Source organism: Cytobacillus sp. MT66 (assembly GCF_058792595.1).
In genome coordinates this window covers 52120-75210 of the sequence record NZ_JBXAFB010000016.1, presented here as the reverse complement: position 1 = coordinate 75210, position 23091 = coordinate 52120, and the positions used below count along the sequence as shown (strand labels likewise).

At 36.6% G+C, this 23091-nt stretch carries 21 protein-coding genes; all 21 read left to right on the top strand.

Annotation, left to right across the window (positions count from 1 at the left end; all coding sequences use genetic code 11):
• Positions 1 to 199: 199 nt before the first annotated feature.
• The 21 genes from AC1Q59_RS21405 to AC1Q59_RS21305 all read left to right on the top strand — a co-directional run bounded on the left by AC1Q59_RS21405 (position 200) and on the right by AC1Q59_RS21305 (position 23044).
• Positions 200 to 1066 (top strand): DNA-3-methyladenine glycosylase family protein, encoded by an 867-nt coding sequence (locus tag AC1Q59_RS21405; protein WP_492367898.1) that lies wholly within the window; start codon positions 200 to 202, stop codon positions 1064 to 1066.
• Positions 1067 to 1084: 18 nt separating this feature from the next.
• Positions 1085 to 2464: a 23S rRNA (uracil(1939)-C(5))-methyltransferase RlmD gene (gene rlmD, locus AC1Q59_RS21400; protein ID WP_492367895.1), complete on the top strand. Its 1380-nt coding sequence runs from the start codon at positions 1085 to 1087 to the stop codon at positions 2462 to 2464.
• 530 nt (positions 2465 to 2994) lie between these two features.
• Positions 2995 to 4938 carry an asparagine synthase-related protein gene (locus tag AC1Q59_RS21395; protein WP_492367894.1) on the top strand — a complete coding sequence of 648 codons (1944 nt, stop codon included), beginning with the start codon at positions 2995 to 2997 and terminating at the stop codon, positions 4936 to 4938.
• A 14-nt stretch (positions 4939 to 4952) separates the two neighbouring features.
• On the top strand, positions 4953 to 5111 hold the full coding sequence (locus AC1Q59_RS21390) for a paeninodin family lasso peptide (RefSeq protein ID WP_492367893.1): 159 nt from the start codon (positions 4953 to 4955) through the stop codon (positions 5109 to 5111).
• An 84-nt stretch (positions 5112 to 5195) separates the two neighbouring features.
• A complete protein-coding gene (locus tag AC1Q59_RS21385; protein WP_492367892.1) occupies positions 5196 to 6125 on the top strand; it encodes a phosphoenolpyruvate carboxykinase (ATP) in 930 nt (309 codons plus the stop codon).
• Positions 6126 to 6416: a lasso peptide biosynthesis PqqD family chaperone gene (locus AC1Q59_RS21380; protein WP_492367891.1), complete on the top strand. Its 291-nt coding sequence runs from the start codon at positions 6126 to 6128 to the stop codon at positions 6414 to 6416.
• 27 nt (positions 6417 to 6443) lie between these two features.
• A complete protein-coding gene (locus AC1Q59_RS21375; protein WP_492367897.1) occupies positions 6444 to 6917 on the top strand; it encodes a lasso peptide biosynthesis B2 protein in 474 nt (157 codons plus the stop codon).
• A 1-nt stretch (position 6918) separates the two neighbouring features.
• Positions 6919 to 8109 carry a nucleotidyltransferase domain-containing protein gene (locus AC1Q59_RS21370; protein WP_492367890.1) on the top strand — a complete coding sequence of 397 codons (1191 nt, stop codon included), beginning with the start codon at positions 6919 to 6921 and terminating at the stop codon, positions 8107 to 8109.
• A gap of 11 nt (positions 8110 to 8120) precedes the next feature.
• Entirely contained in the window at positions 8121 to 9923 is a 1803-nt protein-coding gene (locus AC1Q59_RS21365; protein ID WP_492367889.1) for an ABC transporter ATP-binding protein, read from the top strand.
• Positions 9920 to 10528: a YdcF family protein gene (locus AC1Q59_RS21360; RefSeq protein ID WP_492367888.1), complete on the top strand. Its 609-nt coding sequence runs from the start codon at positions 9920 to 9922 to the stop codon at positions 10526 to 10528. The genes AC1Q59_RS21365 and AC1Q59_RS21360 overlap by 4 nt, the downstream gene beginning before the upstream one ends.
• Before the next feature lie 212 nt (positions 10529 to 10740).
• The gene (locus AC1Q59_RS21355) at positions 10741 to 11430 is read left to right on the top strand and encodes a YveK family protein (protein WP_492367887.1); all 690 of its coding nucleotides are present in this window, start codon (positions 10741 to 10743) and stop codon (positions 11428 to 11430) included.
• Positions 11431 to 11434: 4 nt separating this feature from the next.
• The gene (locus AC1Q59_RS21350) at positions 11435 to 12076 is read left to right on the top strand and encodes a CpsD/CapB family tyrosine-protein kinase (RefSeq protein ID WP_492367886.1); all 642 of its coding nucleotides are present in this window, start codon (positions 11435 to 11437) and stop codon (positions 12074 to 12076) included.
• A gap of 372 nt (positions 12077 to 12448) precedes the next feature.
• Positions 12449 to 14278 (top strand): polysaccharide biosynthesis protein, encoded by a 1830-nt coding sequence (locus AC1Q59_RS21345; RefSeq protein ID WP_492367885.1) that lies wholly within the window; start codon positions 12449 to 12451, stop codon positions 14276 to 14278.
• Positions 14279 to 14302: 24 nt separating this feature from the next.
• Positions 14303 to 15190, top strand: a complete 888-nt coding sequence (gene galU, locus AC1Q59_RS21340) for a UTP--glucose-1-phosphate uridylyltransferase GalU (protein WP_492367884.1) — start codon at positions 14303 to 14305, stop codon at positions 15188 to 15190.
• Positions 15177 to 16466 (top strand): HlyD family secretion protein, encoded by a 1290-nt coding sequence (locus AC1Q59_RS21335; protein WP_492367883.1) that lies wholly within the window; start codon positions 15177 to 15179, stop codon positions 16464 to 16466. The genes galU and AC1Q59_RS21335 overlap by 14 nt, the downstream gene beginning before the upstream one ends.
• Before the next feature lie 5 nt (positions 16467 to 16471).
• Entirely contained in the window at positions 16472 to 17626 is a 1155-nt protein-coding gene (locus AC1Q59_RS21330; protein WP_492367882.1) for a glycosyltransferase family 4 protein, read from the top strand.
• On the top strand, positions 17611 to 18768 hold the full coding sequence (locus AC1Q59_RS21325; protein WP_492367881.1) for a glycosyltransferase family 1 protein: 1158 nt from the start codon (positions 17611 to 17613) through the stop codon (positions 18766 to 18768). Before AC1Q59_RS21330 ends, AC1Q59_RS21325 begins: the two co-directional genes overlap by 16 nt.
• Positions 18761 to 19876, top strand: coding sequence for a glycosyltransferase (locus AC1Q59_RS21320; RefSeq protein WP_492367880.1), 1116 nt, complete (start codon positions 18761 to 18763; stop codon positions 19874 to 19876). The genes AC1Q59_RS21325 and AC1Q59_RS21320 overlap by 8 nt, the downstream gene beginning before the upstream one ends.
• Positions 19873 to 20772, top strand: a complete 900-nt coding sequence (locus AC1Q59_RS21315) for a glycosyltransferase family 2 protein (RefSeq protein ID WP_492367879.1) — start codon at positions 19873 to 19875, stop codon at positions 20770 to 20772. The genes AC1Q59_RS21320 and AC1Q59_RS21315 overlap by 4 nt, the downstream gene beginning before the upstream one ends.
• 36 nt (positions 20773 to 20808) lie before the next feature.
• Positions 20809 to 21876 (top strand): EpsG family protein, encoded by a 1068-nt coding sequence (locus AC1Q59_RS21310; RefSeq protein ID WP_492367878.1) that lies wholly within the window; start codon positions 20809 to 20811, stop codon positions 21874 to 21876.
• A 40-nt stretch (positions 21877 to 21916) separates the two neighbouring features.
• Positions 21917 to 23044 (top strand): glycosyltransferase, encoded by a 1128-nt coding sequence (locus AC1Q59_RS21305; RefSeq protein ID WP_492367877.1) that lies wholly within the window; start codon positions 21917 to 21919, stop codon positions 23042 to 23044.
• Positions 23045 to 23091 lie beyond the last annotated feature (47 nt).

The following is a 23091-nucleotide window of genomic DNA, read 5'->3' as shown; positions in this document are numbered from 1 at the left end:
GAACACGTCCTTGTTTATGATGATTGTATTATATAATAAATCTCATTTTGACGTGTCCACTTTTAAGACTAACCTCAAAAACCATCAAACAAAGTCTTTCATCACCATTCATACTAACCTGAATTCCCAAGAATTCAGGTTTCTTTATGCCCGCTTTAGGAAAAAATGCTATAATACGGGAAAATGGCTAAAGGGCGGATTGTTTTTGGAAAAGATACAAATAAACGGACCTTATAATTTTGATCTCGTGCTGGACAGGCTTTCGATTGACCCGCTTATTCAAGTTAACCCAGAAGAAAGATCTGTTAAGGTGCCAATGATCATTGAAGATGAACCGATTGCCGCTAAAGTTCAAGCGTTCGGAACCACTGAAAGCCCAGCTTTTGTCATTGAAGGAACGGAAGGAAAGCTTAAGGAAAAGGCAGACAATCGGCTTGCTGAGATTTTTCAATGGCATTTGCCGCTTGAAGAGATTAGCAGCCACTTCGAACAAACAGACTTAAAAGAGATATTCAAAGAACATTATGGAACTCCGCTAATACTGGACTTTTCACCGTATAGCTGTCTGTTAAAATGCATCATCCACCAGCAGCTGAATTTAGCTTTTTCCTACACCTTAACCGAGCGATTTGTAAAAACCTTTGGATTTGAAAAAGATGGTGCCTGGTTTTATCCGCTGCCGGAAAAGTTAGCAGAGGTAAAGGTCGAGGACCTTCGTGAACTGCAATTTAGCGGGCGAAAAGCTGAGTATGTAATCGGGATTGCTCAAGAAGTGGTATCAGGCAACCTGAACTTTGAGGAACTAAAAGAAAAATCAGATGAAGAAATTTTCAAGAAGCTGATCAAGCTTCGCGGTGTCGGGCCATGGACGATTCAAAATTTCCTGATGTTCGGCCTCGGCAGACTCAATCTTTTCCCAGTCGCCGATATTGGCATACAAAATGCGCTGAAAAAGTTATATCAATTAGAGGCAAAGCCAACTATAGAACAAATGGAGAATTTTTCAAAGGGCTGGGAGCCCTATTTAAGCTATGCTTCCCTATATTTGTGGCGGAGTATTGAATAATCTGGAGTGATTCACATCATGAAACAGGAACAAACAGTAAAAATAAAACTGAAACAAACATTTCCGCTGACCATTAAAAGACTAGGCATCAATGGAGAAGGTGTCGGCTATTTTAAAAAGCAGGTCGTCTTCGTCCCAGGTGCGCTTCCAGGGGAAGAGGTAGTTGTTGAAGCAACAAAGGTGCATCCTAAATTTGCCGAAGCAAGGATCAAAAAAATCCGCAAAAAATCGGAGTATCGCGTTCAACCGCCATGCCCAATCTATGAAGAATGCGGCGGGTGCCAGCTGCAGCACTTAAAATACAGCCAGCAGCTGAAGGAAAAACGAGATATTATCATTCAAGCACTTGAAAGGCACACCAAATTTAATCTAAGCGAGATTGAGATTAAAGAAACCATTGGCATGGAGGACCCTTGGAATTATCGGAACAAAAGCCAATTTCAGGTTGGCCAGAAGGATGGGAAGGTGCTGGCGGGCCTTTACGGAATGAACTCTCACCATCTCATCAATATTGAGCATTGTGCTGTACAGCATCCGCAGACTAGCAAAGCCACAGTGACGGTAAAGCAAATTCTGCAGGATTTGAAAATTCCTATTTATAATGAAAAATCGCGAAAAGGCCTAGTTCGTACCATTGTAGCAAGAGCCGGTGTTCAGACCGGGGAATTGCAAATCGTCTTAATTACAACAAAAAAAGAACTGCCGAAAAAGGATTTAATCATTGCAGAAATTAAGAAAAGACTGCCTGAAGTGAAATCGATTATCCAAAATATTAACGGTGAAAAGACCTCGCTTATTTTTGGCAATGAAACCGTAAAACTTGAAGGAAATGATTTTATCCAAGAGGCACTGGGAGACTTGTCATTCGAGCTTTCAGCCCGAACATTTTTCCAGCTGAATCCAGAACAGACGGTCAAGCTGTATAATGAAGTGAAAAAAGCAGCAGAGCTCACCGGGAAGGAAAAAGTTGCTGATGCCTACTGCGGAGTGGGAACAATTGGCTTATGGGTGGCAGACCAGGCAACCGAAATCCGCGGGATGGATGTGATTCCAGAATCAATTGAAGATGCCAAGAAAAATGCGGCAAGACACGGAATCAAGCATGCTAAATATGTGGCAGGAAAAGCAGAAGTCATTCTGCCAAAATGGGTTAAAGATGGCTGGAAGCCAGACGTTATTATCGTTGACCCGCCAAGAACCGGGCTGGATCAGCAGCTTTTAAAAACCATTTTAAAAGTAAAGCCGAAAAAGGTCGTATACGTTTCCTGCAACCCATCGACCCTTGCGAAAGATCTAGCAGTACTTTCCTCCGCCTACAAAGTCAACATGATTCAGCCTGTCGACATGTTTCCGCAAACGGCGCATGTTGAGGCGGTATCGCAGTTGGTTTTAAAATAGGTGTAACAGAAAGTAAATCAAGTGAGTAGTCAAAAAATTTGTCACCAGAAACTGTATCTCGTATTTTCAGTAGAATCTATGTAAAAAAGATGGTACTGCAGTGATTTCTTGCAATTTACTGTACATAATCTTTAATAACAGCAGGTTTCTCCATGATAGGGAGCCTGCTTTTTCTGTACTGTTAAAAGATTCTCTTCCCTATTTCCCATCGTTCCTTCTTTCACTAATTAAAATAGACTCCCGCCTTTTTTCAGCTTCCTACCCAGTCTCGCATTAATATAATATTTCCTATGTTTTTTTACGATTGATAAAAAAGGGATAAAACCACTATCATTTTTTAAAAATTAAAATAATAGTTGAAATAATAGGTAATTCCACATATAATATTCTTTATAGAGAACAAATTGAGAATATCAGTAACTTCATAAAGTACAAATATATTAAAAAAGGCAATATGTCATTTAAAGTACAAACCGCGGTGCAAACCAAATGCTTCAGCGGTATTGAAGGTAGGGAAATCAGGAGGAATTATGAGTGCAATAGTTGGGATCTATCATATGAATAATGAACCGGTATCGTCTGAACAAGGGTTGGGAATGATGAAAGCTTTGGCGAAATTCCCTGCAGATGATATTCAGGTATGGAAAAAAGAGAATCTCTTTCTAGGATGCCATGCCCAATGGATTACCCCTGAATCGGTTGGTGAACAATTGCCATATTATGACGATCAAAGGCAATTGGCTATAACGGCCGATGCCATCATTGATAATCGTGATGAATTATTTTCCATGCTTGGGGTCGATTATGAAGATCGAAAAACAATGCCGGACAGCAGGTTAATCCTGCTTGCCTATTCCAAATGGGGAGAAGAGACACCTAAGTATTTAGTTGGTGATTTTGCTTTTATGATTTGGGACGAGCGGGAGAAGAAAGTGTTTGGTGCGAGGGATCCTTCGGGGAGTAGAACGCTTTATTACTATCGAGATGAAAAACATTTTTTGTTTAGTACAACTATAAAGCCTTTGTTAACTTTACCTTATATTACGAAAGGGTTAAATGAAGAGTGGCTTGCGGAATACTTGGTTATAACCGGTATGATCGATACAGCTGGTGCACGGACAACTCCCTTTCTCGATATTGATCAAATACCGCCTTTTCATTCGATAACGATAAAACAAAATAATATCAAGATAAGTAGGAATGGATACTTTTATACAGGTAAAAAATTAAAACTAAAAAATGATGAAGAGTATGTAGAAGCTTTCCAAGAGGTTTTTCAGAAGGCAGTCAATTCCAGATTACGAACATTCCGAAATGTAGGTTCACATTTAAGTGGAGGACTAGATTCCGGATCAGTTGTTGGTTTTGCTAGAAAAAAACTGAAAGATGAAAACAAGCAATTACATACTTTTAGTTATATACCGACGAAGGACTTTGTGGATTTTACATCCACACGCCTAATGCCTGATGAAAGCCCCTTTATAAAAAAAGTAGTAGATTATGTTGGTGGATTACATGATCACTATTGTGATTTTGAGGGGGTAAGCTCGTATACGGAAATAGACAAAATGCTTGATGTAAATGAAATGCCCTATAAATTTATTGAAAACTCATTTTGGCTAAAAGGAACGTTTGAGAAAGCCTCTGCTCAGGATGTTGGGATTTTACTTAATGGGGATTTTGGAAATGCATCTATTTCTTGGGGAAATGCTTTATATTTTTATGCCAAACTCTTAAAAAGATTGAAATGGTTTCGTCTCTTTCAGGAATTAAATATGTATAGCAGAAATGTTGGGGGAGCGAGATTTCGAAATGTTCCGATTATCGCAAGGGTTGCTTTTCCTGCTTTCACAAAATCTACTGAGGATCATTTATCGGAAGCATATACAAGAGTGATTAATGCGGATTTTGCTAAAAAAACAGGTATATATGAAAAACTTGAGGATTATGGAATTGATCAGTCTGGATGGTTGACCAAAAACGATTTAAACGAGCAGAGAAAATGGGTATTTGAGAATATATTCCCCGCTAATGCCAGTAATACCTTTTATTCCAAATTGTCGTTAAAATACAAGACCTGGAAACGTGATCCTACGAATGACTTGAGAGTTGTTCAGTTTTGTTTAGCTGTTCCAGATGAACAATACGTGAAGAATGGAATGGACCGCGCTCTTATCCGTAGAGCGACAGAGAATATCTTACCAGATGAAATTAGATTGAATCAAAAAGTCAGGGGGGTTCAGGCCGCAGACTGGATTCACCGAATGGTTCCGGATTGGAAAAACTTTATAAATGAGGGGAAGCAGCTTATTGAGGATAATAGAATATTAGGATATTTCGATGACAGGGCAATTCGTTCTGCACTAGCTAAATGTGAAGAAGGACCTGTGCGTGAGGACATTTCAAACGGGGATTATCGAACGCTCATAAGAAGCATCGTTATTTATCGCTATCTATTAAAAAATTTCTTTTGAAAGGGGGTGAAAATATGAAAAATGTATGGCAACAACCAAAGTTAGAGGCTTTAGATATTAACATGACAATGTGGAACCTTAAGGGATATAACCATGATGGGGCATGGACTGAACATCTTTCTAACCTTGTGGAAAATGATGACGGTACACTTTCAGAAGCACAAATGAGTTAAATTTACTTAACGAATGTTTGAATAGCCCTTTTTTTAATAAAATAAGGGCTATTTGAATCAATGGTGAATTGTGGAGTGAAATCAATGATAAAGGTTGAAAATAATGTAGTTTATAAGGCTTTTGGCCTTTCTATAAAAAGCGAAATTCCTTTACCTCAATTACCTAGACTAGGGACAGATGTAGGATCAAATATAGATGTTGTCGTAACCAAGGGGGACTTCTCAAAAAAATGGTTTGATCTTGTTGGAGAAAACCAAATTGTTTATATTGAAGAGAACTTAATCGTGTATAAGTTTGGGGATATTGGTATTTTCAAAATTGAGGATGGAAATAAAATATCTGTTTTTCCATTAAAGGATTTCGATGAAGATACTGCAGGAGTTATTATTCTAGGCACGTGCATGGGTGCGATTCTGATGCAAAGAAAGGTATTGCCATTACATGGGAGTGCTGTTGCTATTAATGGAAAAGCATATGCGATTGTTGGGGATTCAGGTGCTGGCAAATCAACTTTAGCTAGAGGTTTTATAAATAGTGGTTTTCGCATTTTAACGGATGACGTCATAGCCGTTTCGTTGAAAGATAATATTCCCTGCGTTACACCATCTTATCCACAGCAAAAATTATGGCGGGATAGTTTAACTAGTTTTGGCATAAAGACAGATGACTTTACGTCTATATTAGGAAGGGCAAATAAATTCTGTGTACCTATCTCCAAACATTTTTTCTCTAACCCTTTACCCCTCGCAGGTATTATTGAACTTATAAAGACAGAAATGAAGGATACTATCATAAGTCCAATAGAGAATCTTAAACGGTTTTATACTTTCTATTATCATACGTATCGGAATAACTTTATCCATAAATCAGGGCTAATGGACTGGCATTTTCAAACATCAGCAAAAATTTTAAAACAAGTTGATATGTATCAATTACAACGGCCAGTTTCTGGTTGTAACTCCTCAGAACTTGTCTCTAAAATACTTATGACGATAGATAAAGGAGAAAAATAAATGATTAAAAATAGACTTGTATCCATTCAACAAACTGTAAGGCAAATGAAGGGAAATATTGTTAGTGATATGGATGGGGAAAAAGTAATGTTAAGTGTTGAAAATGGCAAATATTATAATTTTGGTGATGTGGGCGGAATCATTTGGGATCTTATGGAGGAACCAATCACCGTTAATCAATTAATAACAAGATTAGAAGATTTATATGAGGTTCAACATATTGAATGCGAGAAACAAGTAATATCCTTCTTAGAGCAATTATTGGATGAAAATTTAATAGAACTCATTTAGGGACAATAAAAAGCAATGAAGAATGATATGAATTTGGTAAAGAAGATCATCAATTTTTTGACTCTTGATATAAATACAAAGTATATGTTGACAGAGGCCTTTTTTTATTTAGCATGGGCCCGCATTTTAAAAGCAATTCCTTTTTCTAAAGTGGCTCCTAAGTTAGGGGTTTTTATGAATGAAACTGATTTTAGTCATAATGAATCGAACAAAGTATCAATAAGTACGATTTCAGAAGCTATCCATATCATGAGCCGTTATACCTTCTGGGAAAGCCAATGTCTAGTCAAAGCTATTGCAGCGATGAAAATGCTAGAAAGGCGTCAAATTGAAAGTACACTTTACTTAGGTACTGCCAAAGATGAAGATGGAAAATTAATTGCACACGCATGGCTTCGTAGTGGTCCTTTTTTTATTACGGGTGCAGAGGTAATGGAGAAGTTTACCGTCGTTAGTAAATTTGCTAAGAGAATTGGTAAAAATAATGTTGTGGGTGAATAGGATGGCTAAAGGTTATAGTCTTAAATTAGATAAAGTACCGAAAGAACTGAAATTGCAACTTGAGTTTTTGAAGTGTAAAAATATAGATGAATTAAAAGAAATTGATAAAGAATGGTTTAAAGAAATTGATTGGAGTAAGTTTTTGGAATTAGCCATGCATCATCGGATTTATTCGATCATTTATCGAAAAATGAAGCAATTAGACTCCGGTTTAATTCCAGAATATGTTATGAGTAAATTGCAACAAAAATATAAAATAAACACCTTTCAAATGCTTGCTTTAAGTGGAGAAATGGAGCAGATGAGCCGGTTACTTTTGGAGAATGGTATCAAAACTATTTTTTTAAAAGGGCCAGTTATTGCCCATGACTTATATGGAGATATCTCACTAAGAACCTCTAGTGATTTAGATTTTTTGATTCCTCTAGATGATTTAGATCAGGCGGAAGATCTTCTTGTTAAGCAGGGGTATGTGAAGGATGATTATATTGTAATGGTATTAAACGATTGGAAGTGGCGGCATCATCATATCACCTTCTATCATCCTCAAAAAAAAATAAAGCTTGAAGTTCATTGGAGGCTTAATCCGGGTCCTGCACAGGAGCCGACTTTTCATGATTTATGGGAACGAAAAAGAAAGAGCGATTTAATTGTTTCTCCTGTTTATCTTTTAGGAAAAGAGGATTTGTTTTTATATTTAGTTACGCATGGAGCTCGACATGGCTGGTCCCGTCTCCGCTGGTTAGTGGATATTCATCAAATAGTACAACAAGAATTTGAATGGTCAAAGCTCTATCGATTGTTAAAGAAGTACCAATATCTTCATGTTGGAGGTCAGTCACTCATTTTATCTTCACAATTATTACATACGCTTATGACTAATAATGAAATGAAACGATTACTAACCGTCCATACCTCAGATTGTTTAGCCCAAGAGGCCATATTTTATCTAGAAGAAATGATAAGTTTACATTCAGAACCTGTCCCTGAGATAGTGGCAAAGTATCATAAACGTCATTTGTTTTCTTTAATGTCTAAACGTCAGAGATTTCTCTTTATCCTAAGTTTTTTATACCCTTATCCTGAAGATGTAGAAGTGTTGCCATTACCGAAAAGACTGCAATTTTTATATTTTCCATTAAGGCCTCTCTTATGGATATGGAGAAAAAGTATGAAGCGTGCGTTGACATAGGAGGAAGCAAAATGGGAAATGTTTTACACTTTTTAAAGAAGATTCATACTTTTGCAGGGAAAACTTTATATGTTAATCTTATCGGAATGGTCACCATCAGTCTTTTTGAGGGGGTTGGGATTTTTCTTTTAGTCCCTTTGCTAAGTCTTTCGGGGATAATTGATGTTCATTCAGAAGAAAATTCTCCTATTGCGGCAATTCAACAACTTTTTATTGATATTCCAGAAAATATTAGTCTGTTATTTATTTTAGGGCTCTACCTTTTACTAATGATTGGTCATGCTCTTTTTCAACGGTATCAAATCATTTTAAATGGAAAAATTCAACAAGGTTTTATTCGACATTTACGTGATGACATTTACAAAAATTTGATCCAAGCAAACTGGGGATTTTTTTTAAGAAAAAGGAAAACAGATATCATCAACTCGATGACAACAGAATTATCTCGGGTTGCTGGTGGAACGTATATGTTTCTTCAGTTTATGACATCACTTGTTTTTACTTTTATACAAATTTGTTTAGCATTTTGGCTTTCAGCCCAAATGACAGTAGTTGTTTTGTTGTTTGGATTAGCACTTATTTTCTTTTCTAGGTCGTTTATTCGTAAATCTAGTGAAATTGGCAATCAAAACGTCGAGTTATCAAAGGCCTATTTAGCAGGGATAACGGATCATTTTAATGGGATAAAGGATATTAAAAGTAATTCATTAGAGCCTATTCATTTGAATTGGATTCAATCTTTAAGTGGAAAAATGGAACAAAATGTAAATAAATTGATTAGAGTAAATTCCCTCTCCAAATTAATTAACAAAATCGTTTCAGCTTTTTTAATCGCTGGATTTATATTTTTTTCGATCAAAATGTTTCAAGCACAAATGGCTCAATTAATGATTATTATGATTATATTTTCTAGAATATGGCCCAAAGTCAGTGGGATTCAGTCAAATTTAGAACAACTGGGCACGTTAATTCCTTCTTTTAATGCTCTTATTCAATTACAAAATGATTGTCTTCAAGCTAAGGAGCTAAGTGAGGAAATCCTTAATAACGTCGAACCTATTCAAATACAAGTTGGAATACAATGTAAAAATGTAGATTTTCGATACAATCAATATAATTATGCTTTAAAAGACATTAATATACAGATACCGGTAAATCACATGACTGCAGTTGTAGGTCCTTCCGGCGCAGGGAAAAGTACGTTAATTGATTTATTATTAGGACTCAATCAGCCGGAAAATGGGGAAGTACGAGTTGATGGAATTCCAATGAACAAAGAACGTATTCTATCCCTAAGACGCTCTATCAGCTATGTACCACAAGATCCGTTTTTATTTAATACAACGATTAGAGAAAATTTATTAATCATTAAACAAAACGCAACTGAAGAAGAAATCTGGGAAGCTCTTGAATTTTCCTCAGCGGCAGAATTTGTTTATCATCTTCCACAAGGACTCGATACAATCATTGGCGACCGTGGCATTAGATTATCTGGAGGAGAGCGTCAGCGTATTGTCCTTGCGCGCGCTATTTTACGAAAACCTTCTATTCTAGTTTTAGATGAGGCAACTAGTGCTCTTGATACGGAAAATGAAAGGAACATTCAAAAGGCTATTGACCAACTAAAGGGAAAGATGACGATAATTGTAATTGCTCATCGCTTGTCAACAATTCGTAATGCCGATCAAGTCATAGTATTAGAACAAGGAAAAGTCGTTCAAAAGGGTGGCTTTAAGCAATTAGCTGAGGAAAAGAGAGGATTGTTTCGCCATCTCTTAGGAAGCCAGCAGGCTGTTGCTTTGAAGGAACAATGAAAAGAAAGATTCTATACGTAATGATTGGTTTCTTTGTCTTTTTGGTACTGATGGTAATAGAGGCGGGAAACTTTTTAGTCGTACATGAAAAACCAATAAAATCAGATGTCATCATTATGCTAAGTGGCGGCGGGATTGAACGTTTAGAAAAAAGTGTTGAGTTATATAAACAGGAGTACGCCCCCTTTTTAATCATATCAAATGGCAGCGAGGACAATTTAGCTCCAGCAGCAAAAACGATGGGGATCGCTCGTGATTCACTTATTTTAGAAAACAAGGCCAAAAGCACAAGAGATAGTGCATTTTTTACGAAAGAACTTATGGAAATGCATCAATTTGAGTCTGCAATCGTTGTTTCCTCCGATTTTCATATGAGAAGGGTCAAAAGTAATTTTACACAAGCTTTTGCAGGCAGCGGCATTCGACTAACCTATACTTCTGCATCAGGTACTGGGTATAATCCAGGGAAGTGGTGGGCGACAAAAGCAAATCTGCAAACAACGGTTGTCGAGTATGTAAAAATAATAGGAAATTCAATTGGTATCCATGGGAATAAGGCAAAAAGGAACCTAAAAGAAATGACTGAAAACATCTTCTCTTATTAATTAGAACATTCCGATAAAATAGTCTTGACATGTTCTTTATAAGAAACTATCATTAAGTTATACTATTTAAATAGTCCTGAATAATCAGGACTATATTACTAAAAGGGTGCATATGATATAGTGTTATCTCTTTTTTTGGTCTTTGTGTTTTATATAAAGAACAAACGAGAGGTAACATTCAGATCTAGTATAGAGGAAGTATGGAGGATATCATGCAAAAGGAAATTAACTTAAAGGTGTTGTTTGATGTTATCAAAAGGCATATATGGCTTATTTTGATCACTACGGGCATTGCAGCAATTGCAAGTGGTTTATTAAGTTTTATTTCTGAGGAGCCTCCGCCAATATACCAATCTTCAACCAGTATTTTACTAAACACAAGTGAAAACAATTCTACTAGTACGCTGGAAATAATCTTAAGAGATCCCACTGTGTTAAGTGGTGTAATTGAAGAGCTAAAGCTAAATCAAACAATGAAAAGATTAAATGACCAAATTACCTTTATCGATGAAGGCGGAAAAATTGTTAAAATTGCTGTTCAGGATACAAACCCAGAACTAGCAGCTAAGATTGCCAATACAATTGCATCGTTTTTTATAAAACAAGCAGGAAATATTCTTGGAATATATGATACAAGAATTGTGTCAGAGGCGCTAGTGAGTAATTTCCCAGTGTCTGCCAGTGAAGGTAGCTCTCTAGTTAAGAATATCATTCTAGGGATTGCCGCAGGCTTAATCTTAGGAATTGGCCTCGTCCTATTTCTTAACAGTTTGGATGAATCGATACGGTCAGAAAAAGAAATTGAACAATTACTTAACCTCCAAGTCATAGGTAGTGTTTCAAAAATAACAAAGGTGAGTGTGGACAATAAGCCTGGAAGGCGGGTAAAGAAGAAGGGGTGAAGAAATGGCGCATAAATTAAAAGAAAAAGGTACATTAGTTTCATTTACCCATCCGGAATCAATTATCTCAGAACAATACCGTACAGTTCTGGCCAATATTCAATTTTCATCTATTGACCATCAGCATCAAACGCTCCTTATCACCTCACCAGGGTACGTGGAGGGGAAATCAATAACAGCAGCTAACTTAGCCATATCGATGGCACAGCTAGGGAGAAAGACATTACTAGTCGATGCCGATTTAAGGAAACCAAGCATACATACATTATTTCAAGTAGATCATCAGGTAGGCCTATCGAATATTTTAGCTGGTGAAGTAGCTGTTGAAGGAGCGGTTTTTCAAAGTGAGGTACAAGAGTTAGAGATTTTAACAAGCGGTTCCGTCCCTAATCATCCAGTACAATTGCTCTCTTCATCAAAACTAGCGCATATGATTGAAGAAGTAAAAAAGAAGTATGATTTCATTCTGTTTGATTCTTCGCCTATTTTAGATGTTTCGGACAGCCGATTGCTTGCCAACCGCTGTGAAGGAACAATTTTAGTTATTCGTAATGGCAAGACAAAGACAAGTGAGGCAATGGAAGCAAAAAGATTATTAAACTTAGCGCAAGCTGAATGCTTAGGCGTCATTTTTAATGATAAATAAGTATCAGTTTATAAAAGGGATTTTTTTTGAGTGTTTTGTTCTTAATAAAGAATACAACGGACTTGTATAGGAGTTTATAGGTTTTTGGTGATGCCTCTTTACCATTATTAATGGAGGCACTCGGTCATGCTGTGGGTTTAAATGGACCTTAGACGCCAGTCGTCGAAAGTGTGACGTGAGGAAGGGTTAGATGCCCTATATTTTAAAGTATTTACCTATAAAACTTTTTAAAGAGGGAGTATAGGTAAGTATTTTAATTTGATTGTGGAGCGTGATGGATGGCGGAAAATCAGAAGTCAATAAAAAAGCAGTTCGTTATGATAATCAAGATGCGTTTTAGTTAACTAGTAATTGGAAAGGGGTGAGAGAAAAGTGACGTATTATCAGCGGGTATCCTTCTTAACCTTCATTGATTCAGCGATTGTTTTAACCGCCATTTTCTTTAGCAACTTTTTAGTCAATGCGGATATTCATGTATTTACGATGCCAAACCTTGTATACTCCTTGGCCCTATTAGCAGGCCATCATGCTTTTTCCTACCGTTTCAAGCTATATAAAAAGGCTTGGGAGTATGCTAGCATCGGGGAGCTGTGGATTATCTTTAAAGTGATTACTTATTCGATTATGCTGATGGCTGTTGTACAGATAGCGTCTGGTCAGAGCCTTCATGTTCGAATGCTTGCAGTTACTTGGATGCTGCATATGTTATTAATCGGTTGTTCGCGCTTTTTCTGGAGAATCTTTCGCGACAACTATATTAAAAAGGATGAAAGCGAAAAACGCACATTAATTGTCGGAGCCGGGTCCGCAGGAACAATGGTTGCAAGGCAACTTCTCCATAATGGTCATGCTGAGTTAGTGCCAGTAGCTTTTATTGATGATGATTACAAAAAGCAGCATCTTGATATCCTTGGAATTCCAGTTGTGGGCGGGGTTGATCAAATCGAGAGAGCGGTTCTAGAACTTAAGATTGATAATATTGTTATCGCCATTCCATCCCTTAGAAAAAAGGAATTGAATGTCATTTTCCAGGAGTGTTCCAAAACTAGAGCGAAGACGAAAATTCTGCCAATGATTGAGGATTTAGCAACTGGAAAGGTTTCTGTTAATCAGTTTCGTGATGTTCAAGTAGAGGATTTATTAGGAAGAGAGCCAGTTGAATTAGATCTTGATAGCATTTCCGAATATGCAACAGACAAAGTGGTATTGGTTACAGGTGCAGGAGGCTCCATTGGTTCGGAAATCTGCCGGCAAATTTCAAAGTTTTATCCGAAACAGTTAATTTTATTAGGTCATGGGGAAAACAGCATCTATTCTATTGAAATGGAATTACGGGACTTGCATAAAGATGAAAATATAGAATTTATCACCGAGATTGCAGATTTACAGGACGAAGAAAAAATGGATATGGTCATGAAAACTTACCGTCCACATGTAGTTTATCATGCTGCCGCACATAAACATGTTCCTTTAATGGAACGAAATCCAGAGGAAGCGGTAAAAAATAATATTATTGGTACACGAAATGTTGCACGAGCCGCAAGTATATACGAGGTTGGTACGTTTGTCATGATTTCGACTGATAAAGCTGTTAATCCGACGAGTGTGATGGGGTCAACGAAAAGAATTGCAGAAATGATTATTCAAAAAATGGACAAGCATAGTCGTACAAAATTTGTTGTTGTCCGATTTGGAAATGTTTTAGGAAGCCGAGGAAGCGTAATACCCCGATTTAAAGAACAAATTCGAAAGGGAGGTCCCGTCACCGTTACACATCCAGATATGGTTCGTTATTTTATGACGATTCCAGAGGCATCGAGATTAGTAATTCAAGCAGGTGCCTTGGCCCATGGCGGGGAAATCTTTGTACTCGATATGGGGGACCCGGTTAAAATTGTAGATTTGGCAAAAAACCTCATTAAATTATCAGGGAATTCAGTGGAGGATATAGAAATTGAATTTACAGGCATCAGGCCTGGGGAGAAGCTTTTTGAAGAGCTATTTAAAGAACATGAAATCGGGGACAAACAAATCTATCCAAACATTTATATTGGAAAACCAGTTAATTTATCCAATGATGTTATTGAAAATTTAATTTCCTTGTTCCCATTCCTTGACAGGGATCAATTAAGAAATGAGCTATTAGATTTAGCTAACAATAAACAGGAATTTACTCAAAAGAGGGTATCAATGTTAGGTTGAACAGATGAGAAGGAGAGTATGAGAATGAAGATAAAAAAAGCGATTATTCCAGCTGCCGGTCTTGGCACGCGCTTTCTTCCCGCAACAAAGGCAATGCCAAAAGAGATGCTGCCAATTGTGGACAAACCCACGATTCAATTTATTATCGAGGAAGCAGTGGAGTCGGGAATCGAAGACATTATTATTGTTACGGGAAAAGGAAAAAGGGCCATTGAGGACCATTTTGATCATTCATTTGAATTAGAACATAACTTATTTGAAAAAGGCAAGTTCGACTTGTTAGAAGAGGTTCAAAAGGCGTCCAAATTAGTAGATATCCATTATATTCGTCAAAAAGAACCGTTGGGATTAGGGCATGCGATTTGGTGCGCACGTAAATTTATTGGCAATGAGCCTTTTGCTGTTTTGCTGGGAGATGACATTGTTCGGGCTGAAAAACCATGTCTGAAGCAAATGATCGAACAATATGAACAGCACAATTCTTCAATAATCGGAGTTCAGCATGTACAAGATGATGAAGTTTCTCGATATGGGATCGTTGATGGGCAAATGATTAGTGACCGTGTTTATCAAGTGAAGAACCTAGTTGAGAAACCGAAAAAGGAAGACGCTCCTTCAAATTTAGCTATTTTAGGGCGTTATATTTTAAATCCAAGAGTTTTTGAAATTTTGGGCAGCCAGCCAGCAGGAGCTGGCGGGGAAATTCAATTAACGGATGCCATTGCCGCGCTAAATAAGTATGAAGCTGTTTTGGCCTATGATTTTGAAGGTGTTCGGTATGACGTAGGTGAAAAGTTTGGTTTTATTAAAACAACGATTGATTTCGCCTTGCAGCATCCAAGTTTAAGAAAGGATGTTCTTGCTTATTTATCAACCATTATGGAAAAGGAGCTCGCACATGAGATCTCGTAAAAATCGGAGCAATGCCGTAAAAGAAGAGAAACTGATGACAATGAAAAAACTAGGATATCCCATTTTTTCAGTTCTGCTCATAAGTGGAATTGTTTCAGGGACACAAGCAAATCCAATAGCTGGACACGCAGAAGCAAAGATTACTACAACACAGGAAGAGCTTGTTTTGAGCGGTCGAGCACAGCCCTATCAAGAGGTGATTGTGTCTTCAGAGATAGAGGGTAAGCTTAAAGGTATTTATAAAGAGATTGGTAATTATGTTAAAGCAGGTGAAAAACTTGCAGAGATAGATGAAGGAAATTTACCTGAACTTGTGCAGCGTGCGAAAGACCAAGTCAAAGTGGCAGAAGCTCAAGGAAATTTAAAAGCGATGGAGCTGCAAATCACCTTGAATCAAACGCTAGCAAGAATTAACTATTCGGCGATTAGTGAGAAAGTTACCGAACCTGTGCCCCCGACACCTCCTAAAAACTCAGGGTATTCAGAATTAGAGGCCGCAAAAATAGCGGCAAAAGATACAGAACTTGCATTGGTAGCGAAGTATAAAGAGTGGCAAAAGGTAAACGAGAAATTTGAAGAAGGGGATCTTTCCCAACAAGAGTTTGATGCAGTGACAGCTGCTTTAGAAAGAGCTATAGAGAATGAAAGTACTGCCCAGGAGAAACTTGCTAAAGAGACGGGAAAGGTTGATCTGCAGAAAGAATATGAAAAGGAAAAAGCGAATTACGACCAGCTTATGGAAAGTTCTTTACAGAAAACCCAAGTGTCAGCCAAGGACACATTAAGACTCCAAAAACAATCTGCCGCTGTGACCAGTAAAATGACACAAATTGCCATTGAAAATGCAAAGACAGAGCTTGATGCAGTCATGGGTCAATATGATAAGCTGCCAATCACTGCTCCAATGAATGGATTTATAACTGAATTGAATGGAAGAGTGGGTGAAATGGTTTCCCCAGGAAAAGCTCTATTTCTTATCACCAATCTTGATCAGCTGTTTATTACCATTAATGTCCCAGAAGCAATAGTTACCAAATGGGAAGAGGGGCAACAGGTGTCTGTTAATTTCCCAACACAGAGTATAGTAAAGAATGGAAAAGTGGTATATGTCAGCTTGATGCCAAATGGCAAAGAAAACACCTATCCGGTAAAGATCATTGTTGAAAATACTGACCACAAAATACGTGGCGGAATGCAGGCGGTCGTCACTTTGAAAATGAACAACGAAAACAAAAATTCTTCTGAATCGGCTGATCGTCCAGAAAATAAGGAGTGATAACCTTGCCAAGGAAAGTCCTGTTCTGTGCAACCGTCGATTACCATTTTAAAGCTTTTCATCTTCCTTATTTAAAGTGGTTTAAGGATCAAGGATGGGAGGTTCATATTGCCGCAAGCGGAAATATTAATCTACCGTATGTTGATGTAAAATATGATCTTCCCATTAAAAGGTCTCCTTTTAAACGAGATAATTTAAAGGCTTATAAAGAGCTTCAAGCAATCATCCATCAACACAACTATCAAATTATCCACTGCCACACGCCAATTGGCGGGGTGCTTGGACGTTTGGCTGCAAGACGGGCAAGAAAAGAGGGAACGAAGGTCATTTATACGGCTCATGGTTTTCACTTCTGTAAAGGGGCTCCATTATTAAATTGGATGTTGTACTATCCGATTGAAAAAGTGCTGGCCAGGTTAACCGATTGTTTGATTACGATTAATGAAGAAGATTATCAACTTGCTCATAATCATAAATTTAAGGCGGGGAAGATAGAGCATGTTCATGGAGTGGGGATCGATCTCACTCAATTTAAGCCAATCCGTTTAGAGAATAAAAATGAACTAAGAAAATCGTACGGATATAACCCGGACGATTTTTTGCTTTTTTATGCAGCTGAGTTTAATAAAAACAAAAATCAGCAAATGCTGATTGAAACAATACCGCTCATAAAAAATGAAGTGCCCAATGTTAAATTGCTGTTAGCGGGCGAAGGAGCTTTGCTGGATGAATGTAGAAGTCTTGCTAAAAAGCTTGGCGTAGTTGAACAGGTCCATTTCTTGGGATTCCGAAAAGATATTCAGTCTTTGCTTTCTATTACAGATGTATCAGTTGCTTCCAGTCTGCGTGAGGGGCTGCCAGTCAATATTATGGAAGCTATGGCTGCAGGCATTCCGATTGTGGCTAGTGATAATAGAGGGCATAGGGAGCTTGTTTTAAATAATAAAAATGGTTGGGTAGTAGATTGTGATGATAAAGAAAGTTTTTCAAGGAAAGTAAAACTTTTGGCCAATAACAAAGATTTAAGAATAAAACTGGGATTGAATGGCCGAAGGATGATGAAAAGTAAATATAGCACCAATCAAGTATTGGAAGAAAAAAGCCGAGTTTATGCAGCATATATGAAAGAACAGGAGGAAATCAGGTGGGCTCTCCACTAAGAATTTTACATGTAGTCGTTAATATGAATCGTGGCGGTGCTGAGACGCTGATCATGAATTTGTATCGGAATATTGATCGTTCAAAAATCCAGTTTGATTTCCTTACTTGCAAACAAGGGGTATTTGATGAGGAGATTATTGAATTGGGCGGGGTTATACATAGAATCCCTTATGTTACGGATATTGGCCACTATGGCTACGTTAAGGCGTTAAATTCCTTTTTTCAAGCGCATTCAAATTATCAAATTATTCATTCGCATTTAGATAAAATGAGTGGTTTGGTCATGCGAGCGGCAAAAAAGGCGGGAATACTAGTAAGGATTGCACATAGCCATAATACGAGCAGTGAAGGTGGTATGGCAGCCAAATTTTATAAGACATACTCAGGTAAATTAATTTTACCATATGCAACTCATCTGGTTGCATGTTCTAAACCCGCTGCAAGGTGGCTATTTGAATCCCAAGCGGAAAAGGCAATAATTCTAAGAAATGGGATTAATTATGAGACCTTTGCATTTTCAGAGAGGATAAGGAAACAAGTTAGGGAAGAACTGAAACTTTCGGAGGAGACCTTCGTCGTTGGTCATGTCGGTAGATTTGCAACGCAAAAGAATCACACCTTTCTATTAGATGTATTTTGTGCATTATTAGAGCGAAAATCAAATGCAGTTCTTCTCTTGGCAGGGGATGGCCCTTTAAGGAACGAGATAGAAAAAAAGGCAAAAAGGTTAAATATAAGTGACCAAGTATTATTTTTGGGAATTAGAAGTGATATTAATCGTCTTCTTCAGGCATTTGATGTTTTGGTATTTCCATCAATCCATGAAGGATTGCCGGTAACTTTAATTGAGGCTCAGGGTTCTGGACTGCCATGTGTCATATCGGATGCAGTTTCAAATGAAGCAGATTTGGGAGCAGGCTTAGTTCGATTTGAGTCCATAAATGATTCACCAAGTGCTTGGGTAGAAAAATTATTGAGTATGAATAAAAGATTGATAGATGTACAGAATTGGATTAACCATAAGGGGTACAATATTCATAAATCAGCCCAGTTTTTAGAAGAAACGTACCCTTATATTTTAGAAGCCATTCAGAAACATAAAAACCGTTTTACCAAAAAGGAGTATAGCCATAATGTCTAAGGTTTCATGTCATTTACGGCTGGGAGAGGTACCGCTTCATCTCTATCATATTACGTCTGGTTTTGTTGAACTCGAACGCCAAGGTGTCATCAGCCTAAGTGTTGAGAGGATTAGGAAAGATAGTTATGATAAATTGCCTTATAATATGATGGAAGTGGTCATTAATGATCAAGTACGAGTCCTTTATGACGTTAATGATGGTTACGATAATTTACTTACAGAAAATCAAAGCTACGTTGAGTTTATGGACGGCTTACTACAAGAATTTGATTTTTGTTTTAAAAGAAGCTATAGCCAATCTTATAATTCAAAGCTAAAAAGCAAAAAGAAGGTTTATCCGCTTGGTCTAAATTATATGGTAACAGTACCAGGTAACATGGCTCATTTCCCATTACCTAATGATCCATATCAGGAAAAATTAAAGAAACTTATAAGGATGGTCCCGTTTTCCACCTATTACAATGGTCTATATAATATTAACTCTTTTGAAGATACTCCAAGGGAAGATTCAAATCCAGAAATTCTCTTTATGGCTCGTCTTTGGGATATAGAAGGAGATTACGAAAATCAAATTTCCTCCGAGAAAAGAGAGGAACGTGCCTATATTAACCAAGTTAGAGCAGAATGTATTAGACTTTGTAGAAAAGAATTTGGGAGCAGTTTTTTTGGAGGGGTATCGCCTTCAAAATTTTCCTTAGAAAACTACAAAGATATTGTCATCCAAGATAAACAGATGACAAAACGGAATAATTATTTAAAAAAAGTAAAAGATGCTTCCATTTGTATTGCTACGATGGGGCTTCATGAGTCAATAGGCTGGAAATTTGCGGAGTACGTTGCTGCTAGCAAAGCGATAGTTACTGAAAAATTACACTACCAGGTACCTGGAAATTTCTTTGAAAAACAAAATTATCTTGTTTTTACAACTCCGGAGCAATGTATTGATCAAATTAATCATTTATTAGAGGATGATCATTTTAGATATAAGATGATGGTCAATAACTATAAATATTATCATGAGTATATACGGCCAGACAGATTAGTATTAAACAGTATATTATCCGTTCTGGATGAAGTGAATTTTCAAAGGGGAGGGGAAGTAGGGTGAAGCCAACTCTAACTGTGTTTACACCATCCTATAATCGTGCTTATACACTTCATTTATGTTATCAAAGCCTGATAAGGCAAACATGTAAAGATTTTATTTGGTTGATTGTTGACGATGGTTCTACGGATGATACAAAAGAGTTGGTAGACAAGTGGATTGTTGAAAACGATATCCCCATTCGTTATCATTACCAAGAAAATCAAGGGATGCACGGTGCACATAATACTGCTTATGACTTGATCGATACTGAACTGAATGTCTGTATTGATTCTGATGATTACTTGGCAGATGATGCTGTTGAAAAGGTGATTAGATTTTGGCAAGAACATGGAAGTAACCAATATGCGGGAATCATAGGTTTAGATGCACATCCAAATGGGGAAGTTCTTGGAACTAAGTTGCCTGAAATAAAAAATACGACACTTTATGAATTATATAGTAAATACGGAGTTAAAGGTGATAAGAAACTAGTTTATCGATCGGAACTAACAAGAAAAACTCCTCCTTATCCCCTTTTTCCTGGCGAAAAGTATTGCCCTCTAAGCTATAAGTACATTTTAATTGATCAAGAACATCCACTCTTAATAATGAATGAGATTTTATGTTACGTAGAGTATTTAGAAGATGGTTCAAGCCTTAATATTATCAAACAATACCAGAGTAATCCGAATAGTTTCTCCTTTTTCAGAAAAGTAGCAATGCAACACGCTCCTTCTTTGAAAGAAAGATTTCGAGAATCTGTTCATTATGTATCAAGTAATTTAATGCTGAGAAACTTTCGATATTTATTGGAATCACCATGTAAATGGACAACTTTAATGGCTACACCATTTGGCTTTATTCTATACGTTTATATCCAAAACACAAGGAAGTCAACTGTACTAAAAAATAATTAGTTAATAAAAACTTAATTGTATGAAAGGGAAATTCCTGTGGGAATTCTATGGCTTAACCTTTTTATTGTTTACCTATCATCTTTTTGTGCCAGGTACTTTTCCAGCCCCTTGTACCAAGCGCCATTTGTAAAACCTAATAAATTTTTTATATTTATATCCATGTCTTCGCTAGTGCTGGTTGCTGGTCTCCGGAATAACATTGGTGATACACCATTGTATATGCACAGCTATAGATTAATTGAAGATTCGAGTTTAAAAAACATTAGTTTTGAAGGGGACTTTGGGTTTAACATTCTCCAGAACCTTTTACATGAAATATCAAATGATCCGCAATTGCTTATCTTTGTCACTGCACTGTTTACAAATATTCTTATTGTTTGGGTATTAAGTCAGTATTCCAGGATGATTGAAATAAGTCTATATGTGTATATCACCATAGGGATGTTTACTGTATCAATGAATGGGATTAGACAATACTTAGCGGCTGCAATTATTTTTACTACGACAAAATATATTTTAAATGGTGATTGGAAGAGGTTTGTTATTATTGTCTTATTTGCCTCAACGATCCATAAGACTGCTTTAATTCTTCTCCCCATCTATTTTATTGTAAGGAGAGAAGCTTGGACCAAAGCCACATTTAGCTTTCTATTTTTTGGTGTGATTATTGCGTTGGGATATGGCCAGTTTTCCTCAGCTTTATTTTCAGTCATTGAAAGTACACAATATGGGCATTACCAAAACTTTTCTGAAGGTGGGGCAAATATTTTAAGAGTTGCAGTATCAGGTGTTCCTTTGATCTTCGCATATCTTGGACGAAAAAAACTTAGAGAGCTATGGCCGAAAAGTGATTATATTGTCAATTTAACGTTGCTGGGATTTATCTTTATGGTAATCTCAACACAAAATTGGATTTTTGCAAGATTTAATATTTACTTTGGGTTGTTCAGCTTAATTTTAACCTCATGGGTACTACATTTATTTGTTGAAAGTAACCGGAGGTTTATTTATTTGTGCTTACTGATATTTTATTTAATTTACTTTTATTTTGAATCAGTAATAGCACTTGGTTTAGATTATAGGAGTAACTATCTGGGTTGGTAGTGAAAATGGAAACTAAATATCTTTTATTGGGGTAAATAGAATGGAAAATAACTACAAAAAGGTAAAGGTACTCCATATAACTTCTGGAATATCTGCTGAAGGAATTGGAACCTTTGTGCTAAATACATTTGAGCACATTAACAAAGAAAAGGTAGAAATGAGTTTTGCTTTAGCAACAGATTGGCAACAACATCATGAAGATAGAATTAAGAAACAAGGCGGCAAAATCTATCGAACTGCTGAAATAGGAAAAGGAATATCTGGGATAGTTAGTCACTTTGTTAATTTAATAAGAATATTAAAAAAGGAAGGCCCATATGATGTTGTACACAGTCATATGGATTTTTTTAATGGGTTGAATGTTTTTGCTGCCTTTTTAGCAGGTGTACCGATTAGAATATCACATGCACACAGAGCAGTTGGAAAGGAGTACATATCCTTTCCTAAAAAAGTTTATAGTTTTTTTATGAAAATGTTAATTAATGTCTTTGCAACAAATAAACTAGGGTGTTCAGTAATGGCTAATGATTATATGAATGATTTTAGGTGGATGAAAAATAAAAACAGTTTTGTTTTATTTAATGGTATAAATCTATGTGAATTTACAACTACTAAACATCCAGGTAAGAAAAATAATAATATAAACTTTTTTACTATAGGACGCATTGATGATCCAAAGAATCCCTTCTTTATTGTTAAGATAATAAAAGAACTAAAGAGTTATAGAAATAATATTCATTTTTATTGGATTGGTACTGGTTCATTAGAAAAAGAAGTTAAACAGTTTGTAAAAAAATATGATTTAGAAGACAATATTACATTTTTGGGAATTAGAGATGATATTGGGGAAATTCTCACCTCAATGGATTTTATGTTATTCCCATCTAAAAGGGAAGGACTTCCAATAGTTTTATTGGAAGCGCAGGCATCTGGAATACCGTGTTTTATTTCTGATACTATTACCCAAGAAGTGGATTTAGGTTTATGTACGGTGTTAAGTCTTAATGAGGATGAAAAGATGTGGGCAAGTAAGATAAATAATTATATAAATACAAAAAGTTTTAATAAAACCCTTAATATGAATCGATTAAAAACGTTTGATATAAAAAATACAGTAAAAGAATTAGAAGCTTTTTATTTACAAAATATTAATGAGCTTAAAATATAGAGGTTTGATCCCTTTAACAAACTTAACATCTCAATTCTTTGAGGTGT